The following is a 24,999-nucleotide window of genomic DNA, read 5'->3' as shown; positions in this document are numbered from 1 at the left end:
ATCATTGACTAAAGAAGAATTACTTGAATTGGTTGTCAAAGCCGCTGATGAAAAGCGAGCTGAAGACATTGTTGCCCTTGATTTGTATGGCCTTACAAGCCTAACAGATTACTTTGTTATTTTGAGTGCAATGAATAGCCGTCAGTTGGAAGCTATTGCTGATAACATCCGTGAGAAAGTGAAAGAAGCTGGCCTTGATGCTAGCCACATGGAAGGTGACAACAAGGGTGGTTGGATTCTTTTGGATCTTAACGACGTCGTTGTCCACATCTTTACAGAAGATGAACGTGCTCATTATAACCTTGAAAAACTCTGGCACGAAGCACCAATGGTGGATGTGTCAGCTTATTTGGCATAAAAATTGAACTCAGTTGGCGACAACTGGGTTTTGTTGCTTAAACTAAAGATTTAATAGGAAGGATAGAGCCTTGTGTTGAGTTAATTTGTCAACTGAACACGAACCAAAAACTATGAGAAAAAGATAAACTTTCCTTGTATCCGGCGATACGGCAGAAAGTTTCCTATTTTCTCTGTGCTTTTGAAGCCCTTTGTATCTTAGAAAGGATTTGAACCCGTCCTGTAATCGTCGGAAAATAGACATCTTGGACTTGGAGATTTCTCCAAGTCCAAGCTCCTAATTTTCTTTCCGATTACGGGCGAACTTGGTATCATAATTATGGCTACTTATGAAACTTTCGCGGCGGTATACGACGCTGTTATGGATGATAGTCTTTACGATTTGTGGACGGATTTTTCCCTCCGTCATTTACCAAAGACTAAAGACAAAAAGAAATTGCTTGAATTGGCTTGTGGAACTGGGATTCAATCTGTACGTTTTTCTCAAGCTGGTTTTGATGTAACTGGACTCGATTTGAGTGCTGATATGTTGAAGATTGCGGAGAAACGTGCGTCTTCTGCCAAACAGAAAATTGACTTTATTGAAGGCAACATGTTGGATTTATCGCAAGCTGGTAAGTACGACTTTGTTACTTGCTACTCAGATTCAATCTGCTATATGCAGGACGAAGTAGAGGTTGGGGACGTCTTCAAGGAGGTTTACAATGCCCTGAATGAAGATGGTGTCTTTATCTTTGATGTGCACTCAACCTATCAGACGGATGAGGTTTTCCCTGGTTATTCCTACCATGAAAATGCAGAAGACTTTGCCATGCTTTGGGATACCTATGAGGATGCGGCTCCACATTCTATTGTCCATGAATTGACCTTCTTTGTCCAAGAGGAAGATGGAAGCTTTAGCCGACATGATGAGGTCCATGAGGAGCGTACCTATGAGGTCTTGACTTATGATATCTTGTTGGAGCAAGCTGGCTTCAAATCTTTCAAACTTTACGCTGATTTCGAGGATAAGGAACCGACTGAAACTAGTGCACGTTGGTTCTTTGTGGCCCAAAAGTAAGAGACTATGACAGTTACAGGTATTATTGCTGAGTTCAATCCGTTTCATAACGGTCACAAGTATCTCCTGGAACAGGCTGAAGGTGTAAAAATTGTTGCTATGTCTGGGAACTTTGTTCAGCGAGGTGAACCAGCTATTGTGGATAAGTGGACTAGAGCTCAGATGGCTTTGGAAAACGGGGCAGACCTCGTGGTTGAGTTGCCTTTCTTGGCGGCAGTTCAGTCTGCCGATTATTTTGCTGCTGGAGCCGTTGATATCTTATCCCGACTGGGAATTGATAGCCTTACTTTTGGTACGGAAGAAGTCCTAGACTATCAGGCGATAGCAGATGTCTATGCTGAAAAGTCCGAGGAAATGGAAGCTTTTGTGGAAAGTTTGCCTAGTGATTTGTCTTATCCACAGAAGACGCAAAAAATGTGGGAAAAGTTTGCTGGTGTGGACTTTACTGGCAATACACCCAACCATATTCTAGGACTAGCCTATGCCAAAGCTTGTTCTGGTAAGGGCATTAAGTTGACTCCTATCCAGAGACAAGGAGCCGGCTATCATTCCTCAGACAAGGAAGTATCTTTCGCCTCAGCGACCAGCCTACGTCTCCACAAGCAAGACAGTGATTTTGTGGATAAGTTCATGCCCAATAGCAAACTTTTTCAGACTTCTCCACAGGTCTCTTGGGATAATTATTTCCAATTGCTGGTTTATCAGATTCTTACAAACCCTGATTTGACTAGTGTTTTCCAGGTGAATGAAGAGATTGCTAGTCGTCTAAAGGCTGCTATTCGTGAGGTTTCTTCTGTGGAGGAATTGGTGGATAAGGTAGCAACCAAACGCTATACAAAAGCACGTGTACGTCGTCTTTTGACCTATATCCTAGTTGGAGCTGTGGAAAATCCTTTACCTGAATCCATTCATGTGCTTGGATTTTCTCAAAAAGGGCAGTCTCATCTCAAATCTGTGAAGAAGTCTGTGGATATAGTGGCTCGGATTGGAAGGAAGCCTTGGGATATGCTTACACAACAAGCAGATCAGGTTTATCAATTAGGCAATCCCGAGCTTTCCGAACAAACCTTCGGACGCATACCGCATAGAGTAAAATAGTTTTATATAAGGTCTACCTCTGGTAGGCTTTTTTACTTTTCGGAAAATATTCTCAAAAAGGTCAAAAAAGATCAAACAAAACCATTGACCTTTACTGACTAATAGTGTATGATAGTCACATAAGGATTTATCTTCCTTATAAGTCTTGTAGCATTAGCTAGATTATTGTAAAAAGGTAATTATAGCTTGGCTACAAAAAAATGATAACAAAGGTCCAAAAAAAGTCAAAAAACTATTGACTATTACTGACCAATGTTGTACAATATAAACATAAGGAAATGAAATCCTTATGAAGGCTGTGTAAATAGCCCATATACCAATAAAAAAGGATTGCAGCTAGTCTGCAAAAATTTTCATCTGAAAGGTCAGTAAAAGTCAAAACTAAATTCTTGACCTGATCAAATGAAAGGTATATGATAAAACTATAAGGAAAAAGGATTCCTTAATGTACAAGTTTCTTTCGTCGAAACTCTTCATAGTTTTGAAAGAGGCTTGGGAGTTAGCTATATTGAGAGATTCACAGAAAGAAGGTGGCTCTTATGCTAAATGACAATTTATTTAAGACTGTGAAAGTTCTCAGTCTCCTACCAAGAGCAAAACCTGAAATTATTAGAAGAGTAGTTAAAGCTACTAAAAATTTTTAGGATTTTGGTCAGTAAAAGTCAAAAAAACACATTAACATAAAAATAACACTTAAAAAATTTCACAAGAAAACACAAAACGAGGTAATTATATGAACAACAACTTTAACAATATGGATGATCTTTTCAATCAATTGATGGGTAACATGGGTGGTTACCGTTCAGAAAACCGTCGCTACATGATTAACGGTCGTGAAGTGACACCTGAAGAATTTGCTATCTACCGTCAAACAGGTCAATTGCCTGGTAATGAAGGTGAAGCAGTGAACCCAACTCAACATCAAGGTAAAGGACCTAAACAAGATGGTATTATTGCTAAACTTGGTCGTAACTTGACTGAAGAAGCTCGTGAAGGTAAATTGGATCCTGTTATCGGACGTAACAAAGAAATCCAAGAAGCTTGCGAAATCTTGGCTCGTCGTACCAAGAATAACCCAGTCCTTGTCGGGGATGCTGGGGTTGGTAAAACAGCCGTAGTTGAAGGTTTGGCTCAAGCCATCGTCAATGGTGATGTCCCAGCTGCTATCAAGAATAAAGAAATCATTTCAATTGATATTTCTGGACTTGAAGCTGGTACTCAATACCGTGGTAGCTTTGAAGAAAACATTCAAAACTTGGTAAACGAAGTCAAAGAAGCTGGAAACATTATCCTCTTCTTCGATGAAATCCACCAAATTCTTGGTGCCGGAAGCACTGGTGATGGTCAAGGGTCTAAAGGTCTTGCTGATATCTTGAAACCAGCTCTTTCACGTGGTGAATTGACAGTGATTGGTGCAACAACTCAAGATGAATATCGTAACACTATCTTGAAGAACGCTGCCCTAGCTCGTCGTTTCAACGAAGTTAAGGTCAATGCTCCTTCTGCTGAAGATACTTTCAAGATTCTCCAAGGTATCCGTGATCTTTATGAAAAACACCACAATGTTATCTTGCCAGATGATGTTTTGAAGGCAGCGGTAGATTTCTCTGTACAATACATTCCACAACGTAGCTTGCCAGATAAGGCTATCGACCTTGTCGATGTAACAGCTGCTCACTTGGCTGCTCAACACCCAGTGACTGATGTGAATGCTGTTGAACATGAAATTGAAGAAGAAAAAGCTAAACAAGAAGCTGCAGCTGCCAAAGAAGACTACGAAGCAGCTCTAAACGCTAAGGTTCGTATTGAAGAACTTGAAAAGAAAATTGCTAACCATACAGCAGACCTTAAAGTCACTGCAACTGTTAACGATGTGGCTGAATCTGTAGAACGTATGACTGGTATTCCAGTATCGCAAATGGGAGCAACTGATATCGAACGTTTGAAAGATATGGGCCACCGTTTGCAAACTAAAGTTATCGGTCAAGATAAAGCCGTTGAAGCAGTGGCACGTGCCATCCGTCGTAACCGTGCAGGATTTGACGAAGGTAACCGTCCAATTGGTAGCTTCCTCTTTGTAGGACCTACTGGTGTTGGTAAAACTGAGTTGGCTAAACAATTGGCTCTTGATATGTTCGGAACTAAAGATGCTATTATCCGTTTGGACATGTCAGAATATAGCGACCGCACAGCCGTTTCTAAATTGATTGGTACAACAGCTGGTTATGTTGGTTATGATGACAATAGCAATACTTTGACAGAACGTGTTCGCCGTAACCCATACTCAATCGTTCTTCTCGACGAAATTGAAAAGGCTGACCCTCAAGTCATCACCCTTCTCCTCCAAGTTTTGGACGATGGTCGTTTGACAGATGGTCAAGGTAACACTGTAAACTTCAAGAATACTGTGATTATTGCAACTTCAAACGCAGGCTTTGGTTACGAAGCTAACTTGACAGAAGATGCTGATAAACCAGAACTTATGGATCGTTTGAAACCTTACTTCCGTCCAGAATTCCTTAACCGCTTCAATGCTGTCATCGAATTCTCACACTTGAGCAAAGAAGATCTTTCTAAGATTGTAGACCTTATGTTGGTTGAAGTTAACAAGACGCTTTCTAAGAAAGACATTGACTTGGCAGTTAGCGAAGCTGCTAAAGAATACATGACTGAAGAAGGCTACGATGAAGTCATGGGTGTTCGTCCACTCCGTCGTGTGGTTGAACAACAAATCCGTGACAAAGTCACAGACTTCCACTTGGATAACCTTGATGCTAAACACCTAGAAGCTGATATGGAAGATGGTATCTTGGTTATCAAAGAAAAAGATGCTAAATAAAAAGCATAAAACCTCCTAATCCTATTATGAAGCAGAGATGTTAGTAGACATCTCTGTTTTTTTCTTTTTTATTTTAGACTTTCCTTGGGTGTTACGGACGGAAGCGACTTCCTAACGGAATTCCATTCCTAAGATTTGAGCCTGAGTCTCAAATCTTCCGAGTGAGAGAAGCAATGGTGCTTCTCTCACCTTTAGCACAGCGGAAAGTCTTGTTTTGTGTATAGTTGTGACTTTTATAGTTATTCTTAAATTTAAAATGAGATAAAATTTTTTAAATTATGATAATATGATAAATAGTTAAAAATATATTCTATTTTCAAGAAAGCGTTGACAACGCATTCATATCGCTATATAATTTTTGTGTAAAATTAAATTTTAGTTAGTGATTTCTTGGGTTTAATATTACAATCTTTTGTTATTTGATAAGGAGAAATAATGTTAAAAGTAGTTTTATGGATTTTGGCTATTCTACTTCTTGTAGGAATAGCAATGTTGAACCCCCCTAATTGCAGCTGGTATTGTGATTGCAGGATTGTTAATCCAGTTGTTTTTGAAGAAATGAGTTAATAGGGAAAAAGTATGAAAAAGATAATATATGGTATTTTAGCGATTTTATTAGTGATTGTCGTAGGATTCATTTTTCTTAGCGTATATAAAGGGAGTGAGTCATCTGGTAATCAAAAACCAAAGACAGAAATCATAGTAAATGTAAAATCTTTGGAAAAGGTCAGTGAGTTAGTTTTACTCAATGCATCTATTCAAAAAGTTAAGTCAATAGAAAATAATACAAAATTATTTGGTAGTAACTTTGTAATACCTGGTTCAGAAAAGAAAGCACTCATTATTCTAAATTATACGGCAAAATTCGGTATTAAGAATGATGTAACCATTAAAGATAATGGTAATCATAATTATCAAGTTACATTACCCAAATTTGAAGTTATTGGTGTTGAATTAGATAAAGACAAACCTTATACACTCTACGATACTAGTGGAGGGATTCTTAGTTATTCGACTAAAGACATAGATACTGGTGAGGCTGTTGCAGAAGGTTTTTCAAATAAGGAACAACAAGGTTTTATAAAGGACAATAAAAAATTATTAAAGGAGTCAGCCGAGAAGTACTACTCTACAATGATTAAATCTTTGGACCACGAGGCAAAAGTGACAATTGAAACTCAAAAATAAAGGTGAGGAAAAGATATGTTAAAGTAAATTTTTAATGTTAGCGTTTATGTATTAGCGGTTTTTGGATTTATATTTACATTGTTAATATTTTTTTTTGGCTATTAGAGATTCTTCGAATGAAAATTCTACTAATGGCAATAATACGTCAAAAGTAGGACAAAGTATTATGAGTTCGAAAAAAACAGTAGCAAAAACGGAAGAACTATATAGTGATAAAAATATTAAAATAACAAGAACTGGTGGAAATATTATTATTGATAACTTAACGGATAAAGAAATTAATATTAAATCAACTTTTGTAATTAACAATAGTATTGAAGCAACACCATTTAGTTCGTCAAAATCTAGTATCGATCCGAAAGGAAAGCAGTCAGTATCTATATCAGAATTTGTTGCAGTTAATCCAGGACAGAAAGTTGAGGAATCAGACGAAAAAGCAAAAGATGCAAACTATTATAAGCATAAAATGAAGAGCGGTGAAAATATTGGGTGGACTGCTAATATACAGAATGGTAACTATGATACAATGAATTCATTTAGTATAAATTTTAATTACTAATTGTGAGGAGATGCAGAATGGATTTATTGGATAAACTGTTAAGTAATAAGATTGTTAATACAAATGGTTGCACACGTTCAGATACTGGTACCAAAGTCTATTCCTATTTAAGGACACATCCTAAAAATCAAGGCTTAACGAAATCAGCAACACGTTCTATTATTAATGCTTTAAAAAAGAAATAGTAATTATATGAAAATAGATTTAGTAGTGTTCTCTTTAATCTGATTAGTGGTGCCTTTTATTATTGAATGGTACTTTCTGTTGTGAAAAAAGGAACATTGAGTGACTATTACACTATCCATAAACTTTTTATAAGTTTTCATCATTGATAAAAAAGGTAAGTAGCACAAACTACTTACCTTTATTCTTTATCATCACCTTGATACTTTTGCAAGCGTTCTTGGATGATGTTGAGTCGGGGTTCGAGGTCTTTTTTGAAGACGCGTTTTTTATAGTTGAGGTCTTGTTTGATGTCAGCGAGAACAAGGTTTTGTTCCTTGATGATGTCGAGGTTGCGTTTGATATTGTCCAGATCGTGAGAGATATTTTCTCGTGATTGGTTGAGGTCTAGGATTTCCTCTTTGATGTCTTCACGTCGTTTATAGGCGTAGTAGGCACCGTAGGCAAGAGTTCCAAGAGCTAGAAAGCGTCCGATTTTCATTCTGTTACCTCTTTAGCGATGCTGTCAGCAAGGTCGGCCAGGGCAGCGAAGTCTGGTTCGTGTTCGTCAAATCCCATGTGGATACCATCGTCTGCACCGTAACGAGGAACGAGATGGATATGAGCGTGGAAGACGGTTTGTCCTGCAACTTCTTCGTTGTTATTAAGGATATTCATGCCGATTGCTCCAGTTGCTTTTTGCACCGCACGAGCAATTTTTGGAACACGGCTAAAGACAGTCTCAGCGGTCTCAGCAGACATTTCTAAGATGTTACGAACGTGCTCTTTAGGAATAACCAAGGTATGTCCTTTTGTAGCTTGTGAAATATCGAGGAAGGCTAGAACCTTGTCGTCCTCGTAGACTTTTGATGAAGGAATTTCTCCAGATATAATTTTACAGAAAATACAATTATCCATAATAACGACCTTTCCATGAGTTTTTGTTATAATAGATTATATCATACCAAAGAGAGAAAAGATAATGCTTAAATTAGAAAAGGTGACGGGTGGTTACGCTAATATTCCCGTCCTAAAAGATGTGACTTTTGAGGTGGCTGATGGTGAATTGGTTGGTCTCATTGGTCTTAATGGTGCTGGGAAATCAACAACAATTAACGAGATTATTGGTCTCTTAACACCTTATGGGGGACAGATTGCCATTGATGGGTTAGCTATTCAACAAGATTCAGCTAGCTATCGTCAGAAGATTGGCTATATTCCTGAAACGCCAAGTCTCTATGAAGAGTTGACGCTTCGTGAACATTTGGAAACGGTGTTGATGGCCTATGGTCTTGATGTGACTGAGGGGATGGCACGTGCGGACAAGTACCTCAAACTCTTTCGCTTAGATGAAAAGTTAGATTGGTTCCCGACTCAGTTTTCAAAGGGAATGAAGCAGAAGGTCATGATTATCTGTGCCTTTATTGTGAATCCAAGTCTATTCATCGTTGATGAGCCCTTCTTGGGCTTGGATCCCTTGGCTATTTCGGACTTGATTGAGCTTTTGGCTGAGGAAAAAGCTAAGGGCAAAGCAATTCTCATGTCTACTCACGTTTTGGATTCGGCTGAGAAGATGTGTGACCGTTTTGTGATTTTGCACCATGGACAGGTCCTAGCACAGGGAACTCTTGAAGAACTTCGTCAGACTTTCGGTGATAACAGTGCTAGTCTTAACGATATCTACATGCAGTTAACTAAGGGAGAATTGTCATGATAGCTGAGCTTTTTAAGGAGCGTAGCAAGCGATTCAATGCCCGCTGTGCTAAGTATAGTCGCTACGTCTTTAATGATCACTTTATCTTGGTTCTCCTCTTTCTTTTAGGTTTCGTCTTGGTGCAGTATAGCCAATTGCTGAAACATTTTCCCAAGAATCCATGGGCAATCATTCTTGGCTTGCTTATGCTTTGTCTGTTATTGCCTTTTTGGGGGAATATTGCGACTTATTTAGAACCTGCGGACAAGCACTACCTCTTGGTGAAGGAAGAAGAGGTGCTAGGCCATGTTAAGAAGGCAACAGGGCGTGCTTTTAGATTTTGGGTAATCGTACAAAGCCTGATTTTTATTTTGGTTATTCCCCTCTTTTTAGCCTTGGGACTTCCAGTTTGGGGAGTTATTCTTGTAGCTGTGGCTATGGCTATTCTTAAGTACTTTATTTTCCAGAAAAAGGCCCAACCTTTTTATAAGCAGTCTGGCCTGAATTGGGCTGAGGCTATTGCAGCGGAAAATAAGCGTCAACAATCGATTCTGAAGTTCTTTTCACTTTTTACCAATGTTAAGGGAATTACGTCGAGTGTTAAACGCCGTTCTTATTTGGATGCTATTCTCAAACGTACAAAGAAAGACAAGGAACATACCTGGTACAATCTTTATCTAAGAGCCTTCTTGCGTTCTGGAGATTACTTTGCCCTTAGCCTACGCCTGTTTGCCCTAACACTTCTGGTTCTCTTTTTGGTTCCTGAAAAATGGCTGGCTATGGTGCTTGTGGTTGTTTTTGACTACCTCTTGCTCTTCCAGCTCACGGCACTTAAATCGCACTTTGCTTATCAGAGAATGGCTAATCTTATGCCAGTTGGAAAAGACATGCAGGTAAGCAATCTTAAGCGCTTGATTAGCCAGATTGTACTTGGGATGACTCTGGTACAGGCTGTTTGTCTCTTCGACCTTAAGTTTAGTCTGATTTTGGTTGGAATGATGCTAGTTCTGAGCCTTGTTTACCTACCATCCAAGCTTAAGAAGATGATTGACTAACACCTATTAAATAAGTTAAAATAGAAACGAATGACTAAAGAAAAAGGAGATGCCTAGGTGACATCAACAGATAAAGATTTGAGCCTGACTCCTCTCAAAGGAAATAGTGGTAAGGCCTATATGGGAACCTACCCAAACGGAGATCGCGTCTTTGTGAAGATGAATACAACACCAATCTTGGCAGCTCTTGCCAAGGAACAGATTGCACCACAGCTCTTGTGGGCTAAGCGTCTGGGAAATGGTGACATGATGAGTGCACAGGAGTGGCTTGATGGTCGTATTTTGACCAAACATGACATGAATAGTAAACAGATTATCCAAATTCTTGGTAATTTGCACCGCTCTAAACACTTGGTTAATCAACTCTTGCAGTTGGATTATCATATTGAAAATCCTTTTGATCTTCTACACGAGTGGGAGGAGAATGCCGCTTACCAATTGCGTGAGAATGGTTTCCTTCAAGACGTTGTTAGAGATTTGAAACGTCATCTTCCAGAGTTTCGTGCGGAAATTGCAACAATTGTTCACGGAGATGCTCGTCATAGTAATTTTGTCATCACAACCTCAGGATTGATTTATTTGGTTGATTGGGATTCTGTACGTCTAACAGATCGTATGTATGATGTGGCGCAGATCCTCAGCCATTATATCCCATTGGCACATTGGCCACAGTGGTTGTCATACTATGGCTATAAGAACAACGACCTTGTGATGGATAAGATTTACTGGTATGGGCAGTTTTCATATTTGACACAGATTTCAAAATTCTTTGATAGTCGTGATATGGAACATGCCAACCGAGAAATTTATGAACTTCGTAAATTCAGAGAGACCTTGCACAGATATTAGAAAGTAGACATGCGAGTTAGAAAACGTAAAGGTGCAGAGGAACACCTAGCTAACCATCCTCAGTACGTTATCCTTGAGCCGGAGGCTGCTAAAGGTAAGTGGCATGAGCTTTTTGGTAATGACAATCCTATCCATATCGAGGTAGGATCTGGTAAAGGGGCCTTCATTACTGGAATGGCCCAACAAAACCCTGACATCAACTACATTGGTATTGATATTCAGCTGTCTGTATTGAGCTATGCCTTGGATAAGGTTTTGGCTTCGGGTGCTGAAAATGTCAAACTCTTGCGCGTGGATGGTTCAGCCTTGACCAATTATTTTGAAGATGGCGAAGTAGATATGATGTATTTGAATTTCTCAGATCCATGGCCTAAGAGTCGCCACGAGAAGCGTCGTTTGACTTACAAGACTTTCCTAGATACTTATAAGCAAATTTTGCCTGAAAATGGAGGGATTCACTTTAAGACAGACAACCGTGGACTTTTTGAATACAGTTTGGCGAGCTTTTCACAGTATGGAATGGTTCTCAACAAAGTTTGGTTGGACCTTCATGCCAGTGATTATGAAGGCAACGTCATGACTGAATACGAGCGTAAGTTCTCAGAAAAAGGTCAGGTCATCTATCGAGTAGAGGCCCAGTTTAAAGATTAACTCTTGAAAACTTGATTGAAATAATGATTAGCCATTAATAGGCTAATCGTTTGATGTGGAGAGGTCGCATAGAGGCCGAGTGCGCACGCTTGGAAAGCGTGTAGTCCTTAACGGGGCTCGGGGGTTCGAATCCCCTCCTCTCCTTTGAGAAATAGACAAAAAATCCCTTCTATGACAGAAGGGAACTTTTTGTCTTACGAAAACCACTAGCTGTGCTAGTGGTTCCGAAAAGCTTTTAGCGATGTATCAAAAAAGTCCCCCTAAAGTGTTATATTAGATAAGGTTTCCCGACCACTAACTAATATACAAAAGGAGGCCCCCTGATGAGACAGGATAATAATAGTTTAGCACATACTACATGGAATTGTAAGTATCATGTTGTGTTCGCACCCAAATATCGACGTCAGATAATCTATGGGAAATACAAAGCAAGTATTGGTCAAATCTTACGATTATTATGTGAAAGAAAAGGTGTTGAAATTCATGAAGCAGAAGCTTGCCCAGATCATATTCACATGTTAGTGAGTATACCACCGAAGCTAAGTATTTCCTCATTTATGGGATATTTAAAGGGCAAAAGTAGCTTAATGATATTTGATCGACACGCAAATTTAAAGTATAAATATGGGAATCGTAAATTTTGGTGTCGAGGGTTTTATGTTGATACGGTTGGACGAAACCAGAAGCGAATTGAAGAATATATTCGTAATTAATTACAAGAAGACGTGGTAGCAGATCAGCTTAGTCTGTTTGAGGAGTATGATCCGTTTACAGGTGAGAAGAATAAAAGAAAATAATCTTAAAGAGACCCGCTAGACGGGTCAGCTAGCAAAGGTGGTGCTGAAGGGGAAGCATTCGGTAGGCCTTTAGGCCTCGGCCGGTAGCAGAGGCTTTCAGCCGAAGAGCAAGCCACCCGTTCTCACGGGTGGTTTTGACTGTTGTCCTTAATTGAAAAATCTTTCTAATCCCAAGGGCTTTGAATACCTGCTACCCAACCAGTACAGAGGGCGCTAGTGATATTAAAACCGCCGGTATGGGCATTGATGTCAAGGACCTCTCCTGCAAAGTGTAGGTGAGGGACTTTTTTACTTTCTAGGGTCTTGGGATTAATTTCCTTAAGGTCAACGCCACCTTTAGTCACAAAGGATTTGGCAAGTGACATTTTACCTGTGATTGGAATTTCCATGTCCTTAAGCTGACTAATAATGCTTTCCAAGTCTTTGGGGTGCAGTTGTTTAACCTTGCTGTCAGCCTTGTCTTCTGCTAGGAATTCAGCGACACGCTCAGGCACAAGCGCTTTGAGGGTGTTTTTGACAGATTTCTCACGGTTTTCCTCAAAGTAAGTCTTGAGATTTTCTTGGCTTTGGTTAGGAAGAAAGTCCAGATGAGCGATCTCACCACCCTTAACAAAGCTGGAAAGACGTAGGGCAGCTGGTCCAGATAGGCCAAAATGGGTGAAGAGAAGATCATGGGTAATTTTGTGTTTGCCATAGGACAGAGTGACATCGTCAAGAGAAATCCCCTGTAAAGCCTTGTGGGGAAAGTCGGTTAAGAGTGGACTTTCCGCAGCTTCAAGATCAGTGACATGGAGCTTAAAATGGCGGGCAATATCGTGTCCAAAACCAGTTGAACCAGTCGATGGGTAAGATTTTCCTCCAGTTGTGACGATGAGTTTATCACTGGTAAAAGTCTGGTCTGAAGACTTAACTTGGAATTGCTCATCAACTTTTTTGACGGAGACAACTTCTGTATTGGTAAGGATACTAGCACCCAGTTCTTGAATTTTATTTTCCAGAGCTTGGATGATGGTCCGTGATTTATCTGTCTTAGGGAAGACACGTCCGTGATCCTCAACCTTGAGTTTGACACCATTGTCCTCGAAAAAAGCAATGATATCGTGGTTATCAAATTGTGAAAAGACGCTATAGAGGAAACGTCCATTACCAGGAATGCCTGCTAGAAGGTCGTCTAAAGTCCCGTTGTTAGTAACATTACAACGTCCACCACCAGTACCAGCCAGCTTCTTTCCGAGACGTTTGTTTTTTTCAATTAGGAGGGTTTGTTGGCCATAGAAGGCTGAGGCAATGGTTGCCATCATGCCAGCAGGCCCTCCACCAATAACGATAGTATCAAAATGTTTCATGCCTTTATTTTAGCATAATTTAAAAAGGGAGAATAGTTGGTAAATGGTCAGTTTTTTTAGACAATTTATGTTAGAATAGGGGTAGAAGTTTAAATTAGAATAGTTATTAACTATGGAGGAAAATATCGTGTCTGAAAATAACATGAAACACCGTTCATCTGTCTACGATAGCATGGTTAAATCACCTAACCGTGCCATGCTTCGTGCGACTGGGATGACGGATGATAGTTTTGAAAAGCCTATTGTTGGGGTTATCTCAACTTGGGCTGAGAACACACCATGTAATATCCACTTGCACGGTTTTGGTCAAATTGCCAAAGAAGGTGTTAAAGACGCGGGTGCTTGGCCAGTTCAATTTGGTACGATTACTGTTGCAGATGGTATTGCCATGGGGACACCAGGGATGCGTTTCTCATTGACATCTCGTGATATCATTGCCGACTCAATCGAAGCAGCTATGGGTGGTCACAACGTTGATGCCTTTGTTGCTATCGGTGGTTGTGATAAGAACATGCCTGGTTCTATGATTGCCATTGCTAACATGGATATTCCAGCGATTTTTGCTTATGGTGGTACCATTGCACCGGGTAACCTTAACGGTAAGGACATTGACTTGGTTTCTGTTTTCGAAGGTATCGGGAAATGGAACCACGGTGATATGACTGCCGAAGAGGTTAAAGAGCTTGAATGTAATGCCTGCCCTGGCCCTGGTGGTTGTGGTGGTATGTATACTGCTAACACAATGGCAACAGCTATTGAAGTAATGGGGATGAGCCTTCCTGGATCATCATCTCACCCTGCCGAATCAGCTGAGAAAAAAGCAGATATCGAAGAAGCAGGTCGTGCGGTTGTTAAGATGCTTGAACTAGGTCTTAAACCATCAGATATCTTGACACGTGAAGCCTTTGAAGATGCCATCACCGTCACAATGGCACTTGGTGGTTCAACAAATGCGACACTTCACTTGCTCGCTATTGCTCACGCAGCTAATGTTGATTTGACACTTGAAGATTTCAACGATTTTCAAGAGCGTGTGCCTCACTTGGCTGACTTGAAACCATCAGGTCAATATGTCTTCCAAGACCTTTACAACGTCGGTGGTGTGCCAGCCGTTATGAAATACCTTCTTAAGAATGGTTTCCTTCACGGTGATCGTATCACATGTACTGGTAAAACTGTTGCAGAAAACTTGGAGGCCTTCGATGATTTGACACCAGGTCAAAAAGTCATCATGCCGCTTGAAAATCCTAAACGTGCTGATGGTCCATTGATTATCTTGAAAGGTAACTTGGCTCCAGAAGGTGCGGTTGCCAAAGTATCAGGGGTTAAAGTTCGTAACATTACTGGTCCTGCTAAAGTATTTGACTCAGAAGAAGATGCCATCGAAGCCGTTCTTTCTGATGAAATCGTTGATGGCGACGTAGTTGTTGTACGTTTTGTAGGTCCTAAGGGTGGTCCTGGTATGCCAGAAATGTTGTCATTGTCATCAATGATCGTTGGTAAAGGTCAAGGGGATAAGGTTGCCCTCTTGACAGATGGACGTTTCTCAGGTGGTACTTACGGACTCGTTGTTGGTCACATTGCTCCTGAAGCTCAGGTTGGTGGACCTATTGCCTACCTCCGTACAGGTGATATGGTTACAGTTGACCAAGATACTAAAGAAATTACTATGCACGTTTCAGACGAAGAGTTGGCGAAACGTAAAGCTGAAACTGAGTTGCCACCACTTTATAGCCGTGGTGTCCTCGGTAAGTATGCTCACATCGTTTCTTCAGCATCTCGTGGTGCCGTTACCGACTTCTGGAACATGGATAAATCAGGTAAAGCCTAATTTGCTAACATAAAAGAAATCACACCGGACATAAGTGCGATGTGATTTTTTGATGTTAAGTCCTGAGACGGTTGATGGCAGCATTATGACAAGTGATCGTCTATCTGCTGTTAGCTCAATATAAAAAACCGGTTGGAAATGTCCAATCGGTTTTCCTTTTATTTTCCGCCTCGAGGTGAGATACCAAGAGCAATACGTCCATAACGACTGATACGTGTCATCTTCCAGACAGGTGAATAAGTGGTTTCTACCTTGACAGAGTTAATGCCGTCAATTGATTTTAGCTTTTCAGCAATTTCATAAGGCATGGTCTCCTCACAACCACAACCAGTATCGGTGAAGGTCATGAGGAAATAGCAGTGACCATTTTCATCGACGTTGATTTTATAAATCAAACCAAGGTTGTAGATGTCTAGCTCAATCTCAGGGTCAAATACAGTCGTCATTTGTTCAACGATTGGCTCTAAGAAAGGCTGGGCCAAGTCATTGACCTTAATATCATCACGAAAATTTTTCATAGGACTCATTCTTTCTATTTTGCTTTTGTTTATTATGGCATAAATTGGGGCTTTTTTCAATCTTGGATAGCAATAGCGGGATTAAAGAAGTATAATAGACACAAAAAAACTCCAACAGTAAGACCGCTGAAGATAATGTGATTTATGCTTCAATATCAAGCAGTTAAGCAATGAAAGTTGCTCAAATGTTATCAATAATTGGAGCAAGAATGAAAATCCCAAACCTTGTGGAATTGTTCCCACCATTCCTAAAGATGACAGATCCGGTACCATCCAAATCCAATTTGGAAGTACTGATTGTTTAAGTCTAAGACTTTCCTTCTATATACATTTATACCCACTCATAGTTTACCAAAAGCTCTGCTTCCTATCAAGTAAATTGTTTGAAGAGTGAAAGGAAAAATGGACGAGGAAGGAGGTCTTTAGGAGGGGCTAAATGACTTGTCAAATTGACAGAAAGGAGTGATTGTGATATTCTCATAGTAAGACATTTCAAGAGAAAATGAGGCTATTATGAGTATTGAAAAGACAGTCAGCGAGATTGCTGAAATCCTTGGCGTTAGTCGTCAAGCAGTCAATAATCGTGTCAAACAACTTCCAGAAGAAGATCTAGAAAAAAATGCTAAAGGGGTTACTGTCGTTAAACGCAGTGGCTTGATTAAGTTGGAGGAAATCTACAAGAAAACCATCTTTGACGATGAGCCAATCGATGAAGAAACAAAGCAACGTGAGTTGTTAGAGATTCTTGTAGACGAGAAAAACTCTGAGATTGCCCGTCTTTATGCTCAGTTGAAGGCTAAGGATGAGCAGTTGTCTAACATGGATGATCAATTGCGTGTCAAAGACGTTCAAATCGCTGAAAAGGACAAGCAAATCGATCAACAGCAACAATTGACCTTGACTGCTATGAAGGACAAGGAAGAGCTTAAACTAGAACTCGATGAGGCTAAGGTTGAGGTTGACGAAGCCAAGGCTCAAGTGGAAGAAATCCAGACCAAACAAGAAGAAGCTTCTAAAAAAGGTTTCTTTGGACGTCTATTTGGAAAATAAAAAAGAAGCTGGGACTCAGTCTCAGCTTTAACTATTATAGGAGATAAAATGGAAAATTTAGAAACTTATATTGCCTTTGATTTGGAGTTCAACACAGTGGATGGGTTTAGCCATATTATCCAAGTATCGGCCGTTAAGATGGAGCAGCATGAGGAGGTGGATCAGTTTGATTCTTTTGTCTATTCGGATGTTCCTTTGCAGTCCTTTATTAATGGTTTGACGGGAATTACAGCGGATAAGATTGCCAAGGCACCAAAGTTAGAGTCCGTTCTAGCAGATTTCAAGTCTTTTGTTGGCGATACACCCCTTATCGGCTACAATGCCCTTAAGTCAGACTTGCCTATTTTGTCGGAAAATGGTTTAGACTTGGAAGATCAATATGCCTTAGATATTTTCGATGAAGCCTTTGACCGACGTGCTTCTGATTTGAATGGTATTGTCAACCTCAAGTTGACTAGTGTGGCAGAATTCTTTGGAATTAAAGGACATGGTCACAACAGCTTGGAGGATGCTCGTATGACCGCGCAGATTTACGAGAAGTTTCTCGAATTAGATGAGAATGCCAAGCTTCTGGAACAACAGGAAGAAGTCAGTAACAATCCTTTTGCTGCCTTAGGTTTGGGCGGTCTTTTCGACTAAAGCTTTACAAGAGCTGTAAAGGCTGTAAAGAGTGATAGCTAACTTTTTCTGTAAGAAAAGAAAATCCTCTAGGGTTATAGCTTGCATATTACCTTGCGTTATAAGGTAGAATCTAGGTATCAAAGGTGGTGAAAGACCTTCTTTGATAGAAAATCTTAAAAGGAGGTGACTGAGATGTCGCAGTTTTCAACAGGAGAGTTGGCTAAAGCAGCAGAAGTGTCTGTTAGGACTGTCCAGTACTATGATCAACGAGGGATCTTGACGCCATCTGAAGTCACAGAGGGTGGTCGGAGAATCTATCACGAATCAGACTTGGAACGACTGCAAGTCATTTGTTTCTTAAGAGATTTGGATTTCTCAATCAAACAAATCCAAAAACTCTTGCAAGAGGAGAATAGGGAACAGGTTTTAGAGCTGTTGTTGACAGACCAAATTGAAAGCTTGGAAAAGTCTTCTGAGGAAATAGAGGTCAAACTAAAACGTGCCCGTCACTTGCAAAAAGCAACTGCTAAACGACATCAACTTTCGCTGGAAGATTTGTCAGACATTTCACGTCTTATGGAAAATCAAAAATCATGGCGTCATTTGCAGTTAAGAATGTATGGGAGTGTCATTCTAACCTCCCTTCTTTATCTGATGGGTCTACTGGTTGTCATTTATTATTTTAAGGATCCCAGAGGTTTGTTTGTTGTCTGCCCCGCATTTATCATAGCCATAAATTTAGTGGTGTTTCACTATAGAAAGCAGTTTGAATACCTCTGTCCTAATTGTCATAGGACCTTTGATCCTAGTTCTAAAGAGTTTGCTCTTGCAGGTCATACACCAAGGACTCGTAAGCTGACTTGTCCTCATTGTCATGTGAAGTCCTACTGTCTAGAGTTGGCTAAGACTAAAACCAAATAATTTATCGAACACAAAAAAACGCTTGAGAATTACTTCTCAGGCGTTTTTAGCTTATTCAACTGAGCTTAGGGCTTCAAGCATATTAAGTTTGGCAAGACGTTTGTTGACGACGAAGCCAAGGATAATAAGGATTATGCCGATAAGAACAGCTGGTAAAAGGTAGGTAGCCAATCCGAGAGATGGATCAAACATGATACGATCTGGCGGAATGATGCTTACCATATAATGGTGAAGTGCCTGTCCAAGACCGAACCCTACGAAGATACCGATGATTGAAAGGTAAATGGTTTCACGATAGATATAGAGGGATACTTCGTTATTGTAGAAACCAAGAACCTTAACGGTTGAAAGTTCGTGGATACGTTCTGAAACGTTGATGTTAGTGAGGTTATGGAGAACAACCACAGCAAGGAGAATGGAAACCGTAATCAAGATACCAATAACCTGTGTCAATGAATTGACCATAGTACTGATTTGCAGTTTTAGGTTGTTGTTTTGAACAACACCATAAACATTAGGTAAGTTGATGAATTTGGCTGCCATATTTTCAACATTTTGCTTAGTTGGTTCAGCGAGAGTAACAAGGTTGGCATTATTCACTGAAGGTGTCCCAAAAGCTTTTTGGTAGTAGCTAGCATTCATAAAGAGGAAATGCCCCATGTACATTTCAGTGATACCAGCTATTTTAATCTTGACAGATTCATCCTGACTGTTTTGCACAGTAATGGTATCTCCAACCTTTAGGTTTAGGAGTTTTGCCATTTTTTCAGAGATAATAGCTCCGTCATTAGATAGCTTGAGAGTCTTATTACGGTCTCGGTCATGCAAGCTAACGTAACTATCAACGAGTTTATCGTCACGGTCGTTAAAGACAAGGGTTGAGATTTCTTGGGTGTCCTTGTTGCTACCGGCAATTTTTTGCAAGGTTTCAAAATGGACATTCAAGTATTCTTTAACGTCCTTGCTATCGAGGAGTTTAGTGAGTTCCTCATCCAAAGCACTTGACGTATTTGGTTGCTTGGCAACAATCATATCATAGTGAATGATGTCTTCAAACTGTTGCTGGTTAAGGTTAGATACAGAAGATCGAATTCCTAAACCTGCGACACCAAAGAGGGTCATAAACATCCGTTGCTTATAGCGGAAAATATTACGCATGGTAACTTTTTCCGTAAAGCTGAGACGTTTCCAAAGAGGTGTGATACGCTCTAGGACAATCTTAGCTCCTGCACGAGGTGGTTTTGGAAGGAGGAGTTGGGAAGGTTTTTCCCAGAGCTCTTTCTTGGCAACCGCAAAGGCAGGTAGCACAGCAGATAAGAGACCTAAAAGGAAGGCCACAAGGGTAAGTCCTAGGTAGAAGTGCAACTCGAAAGCAGGAAGCAGCAAATCGCTCTTATAAGTATTGTGGATTAGAATCGGAAGTAGTGTATGACCGGTAATAACACCTGCAGTTGTACCAGTAATACTCGTTATCAAACCATAAATGACGAATTTATGGATAATTCGCGAATTACTGTAGCCTAGGGCGTTGAAGATACCAGCCTTACCACGTTCCTCTTCAACAAAGCGTCCCATGGTTACAAAGGTAACCAAAGCAGCCATAAAGTAGAGAGCGACAGGGAAGATGTTACTCACATCGTGAATGATGTTAATATTACTTTCATAAGCAACATATCCCTCAGAACCCGGAATCTCTCGACGAGAGTAGAATTGATAGCTAGGCGCTGGTAAATTATCAACCATTGCTTGACTTTCTTCGAGTTCTTTTTGCTTGGCTTCAATTTTGGTAGTAGCTTCTTTGACGTTAGCGGCTTCGGCTGGGTTGCTTGTAGCCATTTGCTGGGTCTGTGCGAGTGCTGTTTCAAGCTCTTGTTTAGCTTGAGTAATTTGAGCTTGAGACTGTGACTTGATTTCAGCGAGGCGTTTCTCAGGTTCGTCTTTAAAGAGTTCCTTGAGTTCAGCCTTTCGTTCAGAAATCTTATTTGCGTATTCCTCACTAAAAGGACTAACATTTTCTAAATCCTTGTAGCGGATGCGGGCAATCATGTAATCATTAGAGGTGAAGTCCGTCTCTGGAACAATGGCATAGCCATCCAGTTTCCCCGTACCAGCACTGGCATTACCAAGGCGGTTCCTAGAGAGAAGTTCAGAGGAATTAACAAAACCAGTAATGGTATATGTTTGTTCCTTTAATTGTTTTTGCCCTGAGCTATCTACTGGCTCAGAAAAGTTAATCTTATCTCCGACGCTATATTCTTCTTTATAGGTTGAAGAAAGAGCGATTTCCCCGTCCTTAGTAGGAAGTTTCCCCTCAATAAGGTCGTAAGTAGAGATTTTCTTAGGTTTAGAGAAAATACGAAATGCCGTATTCGTCCCCTTGATGACAGCATCTTTGAAATAACCATACTCGATGTCTACATTCTTTTTCTTAATCGAATTGAGAAGGTCCTGATCGGTTTGGTTGATACTGTAAGTGCTGATTAAGCTCAAGTCAGCTGTTTGATGCGTCTTGAAGAAGTGTTCCCCAGTTTTTTTCATATTAGGAGAAGTTACTTTAAGACCAATCAAGGCAAAGGATCCCAGTGCCATAAGTAAGGCAATAGAGAGCATACGCCCTTTAGAAGCTACAAAGGTTCGCCAAACATCTTTCCAATAAGTTGTTTTTTTCATGACGGTGCTCCTTTCTAGTATTCCAAGTCCTCGATTTTTTGTGGATTAGGATTAAGTTCCACACTCTTAATCTTGGCATCGTGCATTCGAATGATACGATCGGCAATTGGAGCTAGAGAAGCATTATGGGTCACGATAATAACAGTTGTTCCCTGTTTGCGAGCCATTTCTTGAAGGAGGGTCAGGATTTGTTTCCCAGTTTGATAATCCAGAGCCCCTGTTGGCTCATCACAAAGAAGAATCTTTGGATTTTTGGCAACGGCGCGTGCAATAGCGACACGTTGTTGCTCCCCACCAGATAGTTGTGATGGGAAATTGTCTAAGCGGCCTCCCAAACCGACTTCGACGAGTGTTTGAGTAGCATCTTTAGCGTTTGGAACGATTTCAGATGCTAGTTCGACGTTTTCCCTGGCCGTAAGGTTTGAAACTAAGTTGTAAAATTGGAACACAAAGCCAACGTCCTCACGACGATATGTTGTCAGTTCTTTAGCTGTGTATTCAGAGATATCCTTACCATCAATAATGACGCGGCCTTCGTCATTGGTGTCCATACCACCCAAGATGTTAAGAACGGTTGATTTCCCGGCACCAGAGGCACCGAGAATGACGACAAGCTCCCCTTTTTCAATATCAAAGCTTACGTCGTTGTTTGCGATAATTTCCAGATCACCGGTTTTATAGCGTTTATAGCTATGCTTCATTTGAATATAAGCCATGAATTTCCCTTTCATACGAAAATAATGATGCTGATAATTACCTATCTTTCCGTACTCTATTGTAACGGATTTTCCTTGGAATATCTAGGTTTTGAAGCAAAAAAAAGGTTTAAAAGACGATAAGATTTTCTTACATGTGACAGAAATTTGAGCGAAGCGTTTACACATGAGAAAAAACTATTCTAGATGAGCTTTGAGTGAGGTGAAAATTTGGTGAAATAGTTATAAAGTTAGGTTATTTTTAGTCTTTTACTGAGTAGATTTACTGTTTTTCCAAATTTACATCATTGTCGGAGAGTTTAGGTCGGTAAATGTTTCATAATAGGGTTGTCATAGGGAATCTGCTTTTGCGTCAGAGTCGATGATGAATAAAGAGTTTTTCATAGTTTCGAGCACGGATCTATCCAGAATACCGCCATTTTTTTGAATTTGGAGGATACATTTTCTATAAGGGTTAATTTATTCATTGGGAAATAGGGGCCTTTTGGTAATCGTTTTTTTGTGTTAGTTATTTTTAAAGAAGTTGTGATTACCTTAAAATGTGATATCTAAATGAGGGATGTACATTTTTAGAATGAGTTGTTTATTGGGAGGTGGTTTATAAAGTTGTTTATAAATCCTTTTGTTGTAACTTTCTTTGAACTAATTGAGGGACTTTAGTTTCTAATCTTATTTTAGGGTATTGAGAGTTCGACATTCTTACTCAAGAATTCTATTTTATAGTTACATTTAAAGTGTTTGGACAGAATTTTGCTATCCGATAAAATTTTGGGGGAGATGAGTCAGCAAAAGTGGTTTTTGAAGAATCTGTCTAAAAAACAAGTATTGTTTCCCTAAGTACTACTTAAAGAAATTACCATTTGCATAGCTTAAAAAAGCTAATCTGATAATAGATTGTCATCAATTTTAAGACATGAAGTTGTCATTTATTTAAAATGCTTAAAAATTAAAGAAATACTTGAAATCAAGGATTTTGCATGCTAAGATTGTTATCTGGGTGAAGGGTTGGTCAAACAGCTCAATCAACCTTTTACCTTCTACAGCAGCAAATTGGACTCGGTTGTTAGCCAGTTAGAGCTAACCAAACAAATAGTGAGGGATTTATGAATAAGAAAAAAAATAATGGTTTTATCGGCAAATCAATAATCAGCTTGATTACTACTTTGGGGACTCTAGCTCTATTCATGGGTACCAGTGGAGCTTCAGCTGACGTTAAAGAAGCGCCAAAACTTGATTTAGATGCCAATCAAACTAAGGTTCAAACCGTTAGTGATGAGGAATTGAAGACTCATGATGGGCAAGCTCAAGATACGAAGAAACAAGATACATCTGGACAAAAACAGCCAGAAACTGAAGGATCTAAGACTTCAGATGAGGAAACTCCTGATTACATCGTTATCACTGAAGTAGTGGATTCGTCGGAGCATAAGCAGGACTCCAATCAAGTGGTTGATGGCGTCGCTCAAACGCTCGACCCAGACTTGTTGAATGAGATTTTAGCTCAAACTAGCGAAGTTGGAGAATACCAGATTTATGTCAAGAATGATGATGAGCTATTAATTTCAGGACCTGTACCTACCCAAACAGCGAACGAAGATGTGAATTACCCTACTTTAGAAAGTTCATTAAATTCAGCGAGCATCTACTTAGGTCAAAAGAATCGCTATAAATTGGCCAATGAAGAAGACGCACAGTCAGGTCTTGCTTTGGTTGAAGAATAAAATTTTTATATGACTATCACAAAAAGACTTGGATTTCTTGTCCAAGTCTTTTGTATGTTATGACTGAATTGCTTAATGAGTGTATAGAAAAAAGGAACCGCGAGATTCCTTTTTATTTTTTAGAATGGCAATTTACCTGCAAAGGCACCCATTGATTTTTTAGTCGCTTCATCAATTTGTCCAAGAGCATTGTTAAGTGCTTGAACAGTCATATCTTGAAGTGTTTCCACATCATCAGGATCCACGACAGCATCAGAGAAAGTGATGTTAACCACTTTTTTGTCACCAGTTAATTCAGCAACAACTAAGTCTTGTGCTGATTTTCCAGTGAAGGTTGTAGCAGCCAATTCAGCTTGGCTTTTTTCCATTTGTTTCTGAAGCTTTTGAGCTTGCTTCATCATGTTCTGCATGTTCATCATAATAGATTCTAGATTCCTTTCATATCAAGGGATTAGCCCCTGTTTCTTAAATTTTACTGCCCACTTCTGACCAGAAATAAGTAGTATAAAAATCTTAACTATTATACCATGTTTAGCTTGATTGACAAAGTGGGGAGAGGCATTGGAGAAATTTATAAAGACTTGATTTTTTCATATTCATAACAAATGTTTGAGCAAGTACAAATCATTAAATTGTAAGACTTGTGATAAATACTGTACAATGGTTTATTGTTAATCCAGTCAAAATTCGATTGGAGATAAAAAAGAAAGAGAAGATAAGGATGCAAAAAAGAAATATTTTAGCGATTTTTGTAGGACTAATTATAGGGCTGTATACAGTCTTAGGAATGAGCCTATTTACTTTTATTAATATAAAATTTAACTCTGTTTATTATGCTCAGCATATTCCTCATAAGGAGGGGACAGAGCCGGACATCATTATGCTGATGGAAAATATGGGTTGGGCCTATACACCGGAAATAGATGGTATTAGCTATGATGATGACGGATCGTACGCAATAACTAGAGAAAAAGGAACGAAAACATCTATATTAAGTTTTACAAATGGCGTTCTATTTTTTCATTCGGAATCAGATGATAAGTATCTTCTTAATCGTCATTTTTCTATCCAACATGCTTTTGACAAACGTTATCATACTATTAAATATAATCAACGAAAAGTCCTAAAAGAAATTAGAGAGACCGTCCAACCAGTGATTGATGCTCAAGCAAAACCATTAATCAATCTTCAGTGGTTGTTTAATTTAATTTACCAAAGTAGGTTTAACTAGAGAAAAGGATAGCATAGAAGTGTTTTGTAGGGACTCCTGCCTTTGCTATTTGAAAGTAGTTTAGGT

General features: G+C 39.6%; 25 protein-coding genes, 1 tRNA gene and 1 pseudogene. 20 read left to right on the top strand and 7 right to left on the bottom strand.

The window, feature by feature from the left end:
- Nucleotides 1-4 precede the first annotated feature (4 nt).
- The 8 genes from rsfS to SSAL8618_RS10640 all read left to right on the top strand — a co-directional run bounded on the left by rsfS (nucleotide 5) and on the right by SSAL8618_RS10640 (nucleotide 7,286).
- Nucleotides 5-358, top strand: a complete 354-nt coding sequence (gene rsfS / locus SSAL8618_RS08260; protein ID WP_014632696.1) for a ribosome silencing factor — start codon at nucleotides 5-7, stop codon at nucleotides 356-358.
- A gap of 318 nt (nucleotides 359-676) precedes the next feature.
- Nucleotides 677-1,417, top strand: a complete 741-nt coding sequence (locus SSAL8618_RS08255) for a class I SAM-dependent DNA methyltransferase (RefSeq protein ID WP_013991077.1) — start codon at nucleotides 677-679, stop codon at nucleotides 1,415-1,417.
- A gap of 6 nt (nucleotides 1,418-1,423) precedes the next feature.
- Nucleotides 1,424-2,515: a nucleotidyltransferase gene (locus tag SSAL8618_RS08250; protein WP_038676651.1), complete on the top strand. Its 1,092-nt coding sequence runs from the start codon at nucleotides 1,424-1,426 to the stop codon at nucleotides 2,513-2,515.
- Between the two features lie 733 nt (nucleotides 2,516-3,248).
- Complete coding sequence (locus SSAL8618_RS08245; RefSeq protein ID WP_038676649.1) at nucleotides 3,249-5,354, top strand: AAA family ATPase; 2,106 nt, start codon at nucleotides 3,249-3,251, stop codon at nucleotides 5,352-5,354.
- A 435-nt stretch (nucleotides 5,355-5,789) separates the two neighbouring features.
- A complete protein-coding gene (locus tag SSAL8618_RS10885; RefSeq protein ID WP_257001903.1) occupies nucleotides 5,790-5,921 on the top strand; it encodes a hypothetical protein in 132 nt (43 codons plus the stop codon).
- 12 nt (nucleotides 5,922-5,933) lie between these two features.
- Entirely contained in the window at nucleotides 5,934-6,542 is a 609-nt protein-coding gene (locus SSAL8618_RS08240; protein ID WP_002884297.1) for a DUF4230 domain-containing protein, read from the top strand.
- Nucleotides 6,543-6,636: 94 nt separating this feature from the next.
- Nucleotides 6,637-7,101: a hypothetical protein gene (locus SSAL8618_RS10700; RefSeq protein ID WP_172855709.1), complete on the top strand. Its 465-nt coding sequence runs from the start codon at nucleotides 6,637-6,639 to the stop codon at nucleotides 7,099-7,101.
- Nucleotides 7,102-7,118: 17 nt separating this feature from the next.
- Complete coding sequence (locus SSAL8618_RS10640) at nucleotides 7,119-7,286, top strand: hypothetical protein (RefSeq protein WP_002884708.1); 168 nt, start codon at nucleotides 7,119-7,121, stop codon at nucleotides 7,284-7,286.
- Nucleotides 7,287-7,465: 179 nt separating this feature from the next.
- Here SSAL8618_RS10640 and SSAL8618_RS08230 read toward each other — a convergent pair whose 3' ends face one another.
- Both SSAL8618_RS08230 and SSAL8618_RS08225 read right to left on the bottom strand, forming a co-directional pair.
- Entirely contained in the window at nucleotides 7,466-7,765 is a 300-nt protein-coding gene (locus SSAL8618_RS08230) for a hypothetical protein (RefSeq protein ID WP_002884229.1), read from the bottom strand.
- Nucleotides 7,762-8,181, bottom strand: coding sequence for an HIT family protein (locus SSAL8618_RS08225; RefSeq protein WP_002891660.1), 420 nt, complete (start codon nucleotides 8,179-8,181; stop codon nucleotides 7,762-7,764). Before SSAL8618_RS08225 ends, SSAL8618_RS08230 begins: the two co-directional genes overlap by 4 nt.
- Before the next feature lie 64 nt (nucleotides 8,182-8,245).
- Between SSAL8618_RS08225 and SSAL8618_RS08220 the strand changes: the two genes are divergently transcribed.
- From SSAL8618_RS08220 to tnpA, 6 genes and pseudogenes are all read left to right on the top strand, one after another.
- On the top strand, nucleotides 8,246-8,977 hold the full coding sequence (locus tag SSAL8618_RS08220) for an ABC transporter ATP-binding protein (RefSeq protein WP_038676648.1): 732 nt from the start codon (nucleotides 8,246-8,248) through the stop codon (nucleotides 8,975-8,977).
- Nucleotides 8,977-10,011, top strand: a complete 1,035-nt coding sequence (locus SSAL8618_RS08215; protein ID WP_371212501.1) for an ABC transporter permease — start codon at nucleotides 8,977-8,979, stop codon at nucleotides 10,009-10,011. The genes SSAL8618_RS08220 and SSAL8618_RS08215 overlap by 1 nt, the downstream gene beginning before the upstream one ends.
- 57 nt (nucleotides 10,012-10,068) lie before the next feature.
- Nucleotides 10,069-10,860 (top strand): cell cycle regulator CcrZ, encoded by a 792-nt coding sequence (gene ccrZ / locus SSAL8618_RS08210; protein WP_002884270.1) that lies wholly within the window; start codon nucleotides 10,069-10,071, stop codon nucleotides 10,858-10,860.
- 9 nt (nucleotides 10,861-10,869) lie between these two features.
- Nucleotides 10,870-11,511 (top strand): tRNA (guanosine(46)-N7)-methyltransferase TrmB, encoded by a 642-nt coding sequence (trmB, locus tag SSAL8618_RS08205; RefSeq protein WP_038676644.1) that lies wholly within the window; start codon nucleotides 10,870-10,872, stop codon nucleotides 11,509-11,511.
- 57 nt (nucleotides 11,512-11,568) lie between these two features.
- Nucleotides 11,569-11,655 (top strand) — tRNA-Ser (locus SSAL8618_RS08200).
- Between the two features lie 179 nt (nucleotides 11,656-11,834).
- Nucleotides 11,835-12,308: pseudogene (gene tnpA / locus SSAL8618_RS08195) on the top strand (IS200/IS605 family transposase).
- 164 nt (nucleotides 12,309-12,472) lie between these two features.
- Here the strand turns inward: tnpA and aao are convergent.
- Entirely contained in the window at nucleotides 12,473-13,654 is a 1,182-nt protein-coding gene (aao, locus tag SSAL8618_RS08190) for an aminoacetone oxidase (RefSeq protein WP_004183260.1), read from the bottom strand.
- A 112-nt stretch (nucleotides 13,655-13,766) separates the two neighbouring features.
- Between aao and ilvD the strand changes: the two genes are divergently transcribed.
- Nucleotides 13,767-15,485: a dihydroxy-acid dehydratase gene (gene ilvD / locus SSAL8618_RS08185; protein WP_014632703.1), complete on the top strand. Its 1,719-nt coding sequence runs from the start codon at nucleotides 13,767-13,769 to the stop codon at nucleotides 15,483-15,485.
- Between the two features lie 158 nt (nucleotides 15,486-15,643).
- Here ilvD and SSAL8618_RS08180 read toward each other — a convergent pair whose 3' ends face one another.
- On the bottom strand, nucleotides 15,644-16,003 hold the full coding sequence (locus tag SSAL8618_RS08180; protein ID WP_038676639.1) for a metal-sulfur cluster assembly factor: 360 nt from the start codon (nucleotides 16,001-16,003) through the stop codon (nucleotides 15,644-15,646).
- Between the two features lie 513 nt (nucleotides 16,004-16,516).
- Here SSAL8618_RS08180 and SSAL8618_RS08175 point away from each other — a divergent pair.
- The 3 genes from SSAL8618_RS08175 (at nucleotide 16,517) to SSAL8618_RS08165 (ending at nucleotide 18,595) form a co-directional block, all read left to right on the top strand.
- Nucleotides 16,517-17,053, top strand: coding sequence for a DUF536 domain-containing protein (locus tag SSAL8618_RS08175; protein WP_002884601.1), 537 nt, complete (start codon nucleotides 16,517-16,519; stop codon nucleotides 17,051-17,053).
- Between the two features lie 48 nt (nucleotides 17,054-17,101).
- Entirely contained in the window at nucleotides 17,102-17,692 is a 591-nt protein-coding gene (locus tag SSAL8618_RS08170) for a 3'-5' exonuclease (protein WP_002884242.1), read from the top strand.
- Between the two features lie 174 nt (nucleotides 17,693-17,866).
- Complete coding sequence (locus tag SSAL8618_RS08165) at nucleotides 17,867-18,595, top strand: MerR family transcriptional regulator (protein ID WP_038676637.1); 729 nt, start codon at nucleotides 17,867-17,869, stop codon at nucleotides 18,593-18,595.
- Between the two features lie 51 nt (nucleotides 18,596-18,646).
- Here the strand turns inward: SSAL8618_RS08165 and SSAL8618_RS08160 are convergent, their stop codons facing one another.
- Together SSAL8618_RS08160 and SSAL8618_RS08155 are read right to left on the bottom strand one after the other, a co-directional pair.
- Nucleotides 18,647-21,265 (bottom strand): FtsX-like permease family protein, encoded by a 2,619-nt coding sequence (locus tag SSAL8618_RS08160; protein ID WP_038676634.1) that lies wholly within the window; start codon nucleotides 21,263-21,265, stop codon nucleotides 18,647-18,649.
- A gap of 14 nt (nucleotides 21,266-21,279) precedes the next feature.
- Nucleotides 21,280-21,981: an ABC transporter ATP-binding protein gene (locus SSAL8618_RS08155; protein WP_038676632.1), complete on the bottom strand. Its 702-nt coding sequence runs from the start codon at nucleotides 21,979-21,981 to the stop codon at nucleotides 21,280-21,282.
- Nucleotides 21,982-23,084: 1,103 nt separating this feature from the next.
- Here SSAL8618_RS08155 and SSAL8618_RS08150 point away from each other — a divergent pair.
- Nucleotides 23,085-23,702, top strand: coding sequence for a hypothetical protein (locus SSAL8618_RS08150; RefSeq protein ID WP_038676630.1), 618 nt, complete (start codon nucleotides 23,085-23,087; stop codon nucleotides 23,700-23,702).
- Between the two features lie 119 nt (nucleotides 23,703-23,821).
- Here the strand turns inward: SSAL8618_RS08150 and SSAL8618_RS08145 are convergent, their stop codons facing one another.
- Nucleotides 23,822-24,121 (bottom strand): YbaB/EbfC family nucleoid-associated protein, encoded by a 300-nt coding sequence (locus SSAL8618_RS08145; RefSeq protein ID WP_038676628.1) that lies wholly within the window; start codon nucleotides 24,119-24,121, stop codon nucleotides 23,822-23,824.
- A 302-nt stretch (nucleotides 24,122-24,423) separates the two neighbouring features.
- On the opposite strand from SSAL8618_RS08145, the gene SSAL8618_RS08140 reads away from it, so the two are divergent.
- The gene (locus SSAL8618_RS08140) at nucleotides 24,424-24,933 is read left to right on the top strand and encodes a hypothetical protein (RefSeq protein WP_037611888.1); all 510 of its coding nucleotides are present in this window, start codon (nucleotides 24,424-24,426) and stop codon (nucleotides 24,931-24,933) included.
- Nucleotides 24,934-24,999: the final 66 nt, after the last annotated feature.

The sequence above is a fragment of the Streptococcus salivarius genome (genome assembly GCF_000785515.1).
Classification (GTDB): domain Bacteria; phylum Bacillota; class Bacilli; order Lactobacillales; family Streptococcaceae; genus Streptococcus; species Streptococcus salivarius.
Note: the sequence above shows the minus strand (reverse complement) of the source record. Positions and strands in the feature narration are given on the sequence as shown.

What these genes read in the sequence shown, in the direction of transcription:
- SSAL8618_RS10640 (WP_002884708.1), top strand. Translation starts at nt 7,119, where the DNA reads ATGGATTTATTGGATAAACTGTTAAGTAATAAGATTGTTAATACAAAT.
- SSAL8618_RS08220 (WP_038676648.1), top strand. Translation starts at nt 8,246, where the DNA reads ATGCTTAAATTAGAAAAGGTGACGGGTGGTTACGCTAATATTCCCGTC.
- SSAL8618_RS08140 (WP_037611888.1), top strand. Translation starts at nt 24,424, where the DNA reads ATGCAAAAAAGAAATATTTTAGCGATTTTTGTAGGACTAATTATAGGG.
- SSAL8618_RS08245 (WP_038676649.1), top strand. Translation starts at nt 3,249, where the DNA reads ATGAACAACAACTTTAACAATATGGATGATCTTTTCAATCAATTGATG.
- SSAL8618_RS08145 (WP_038676628.1), bottom strand. Translation starts at nt 24,121, where the DNA reads ATGATGAACATGCAGAACATGATGAAGCAAGCTCAAAAGCTTCAGAAA.
- ilvD (WP_014632703.1), top strand. Translation starts at nt 13,767, where the DNA reads ATGGAGGAAAATATCGTGTCTGAAAATAACATGAAACACCGTTCATCT.
- SSAL8618_RS08175 (WP_002884601.1), top strand. Translation starts at nt 16,517, where the DNA reads ATGAGTATTGAAAAGACAGTCAGCGAGATTGCTGAAATCCTTGGCGTT.
- SSAL8618_RS08180 (WP_038676639.1), bottom strand. Translation starts at nt 16,003, where the DNA reads ATGAAAAATTTTCGTGATGATATTAAGGTCAATGACTTGGCCCAGCCT.
- trmB (WP_038676644.1), top strand. Translation starts at nt 10,870, where the DNA reads ATGCGAGTTAGAAAACGTAAAGGTGCAGAGGAACACCTAGCTAACCAT.
- SSAL8618_RS08150 (WP_038676630.1), top strand. Translation starts at nt 23,085, where the DNA reads ATGAATAAGAAAAAAAATAATGGTTTTATCGGCAAATCAATAATCAGC.
- aao (WP_004183260.1), bottom strand. Translation starts at nt 13,654, where the DNA reads ATGAAACATTTTGATACTATCGTTATTGGTGGAGGGCCTGCTGGCATG.
- SSAL8618_RS08240 (WP_002884297.1), top strand. Translation starts at nt 5,934, where the DNA reads ATGAAAAAGATAATATATGGTATTTTAGCGATTTTATTAGTGATTGTC.
- SSAL8618_RS08255 (WP_013991077.1), top strand. Translation starts at nt 677, where the DNA reads ATGGCTACTTATGAAACTTTCGCGGCGGTATACGACGCTGTTATGGAT.
- SSAL8618_RS08230 (WP_002884229.1), bottom strand. Translation starts at nt 7,765, where the DNA reads ATGAAAATCGGACGCTTTCTAGCTCTTGGAACTCTTGCCTACGGTGCC.
- SSAL8618_RS08225 (WP_002891660.1), bottom strand. Translation starts at nt 8,181, where the DNA reads ATGGATAATTGTATTTTCTGTAAAATTATATCTGGAGAAATTCCTTCA.
- SSAL8618_RS08160 (WP_038676634.1), bottom strand. Translation starts at nt 21,265, where the DNA reads ATGAAAAAAACAACTTATTGGAAAGATGTTTGGCGAACCTTTGTAGCT.
- SSAL8618_RS10885 (WP_257001903.1), top strand. Translation starts at nt 5,790, where the DNA reads ATGTTAAAAGTAGTTTTATGGATTTTGGCTATTCTACTTCTTGTAGGA.
- SSAL8618_RS08155 (WP_038676632.1), bottom strand. Translation starts at nt 21,981, where the DNA reads ATGGCTTATATTCAAATGAAGCATAGCTATAAACGCTATAAAACCGGT.
- SSAL8618_RS08170 (WP_002884242.1), top strand. Translation starts at nt 17,102, where the DNA reads ATGGAAAATTTAGAAACTTATATTGCCTTTGATTTGGAGTTCAACACA.
- SSAL8618_RS08250 (WP_038676651.1), top strand. Translation starts at nt 1,424, where the DNA reads ATGACAGTTACAGGTATTATTGCTGAGTTCAATCCGTTTCATAACGGT.
- SSAL8618_RS08165 (WP_038676637.1), top strand. Translation starts at nt 17,867, where the DNA reads ATGTCGCAGTTTTCAACAGGAGAGTTGGCTAAAGCAGCAGAAGTGTCT.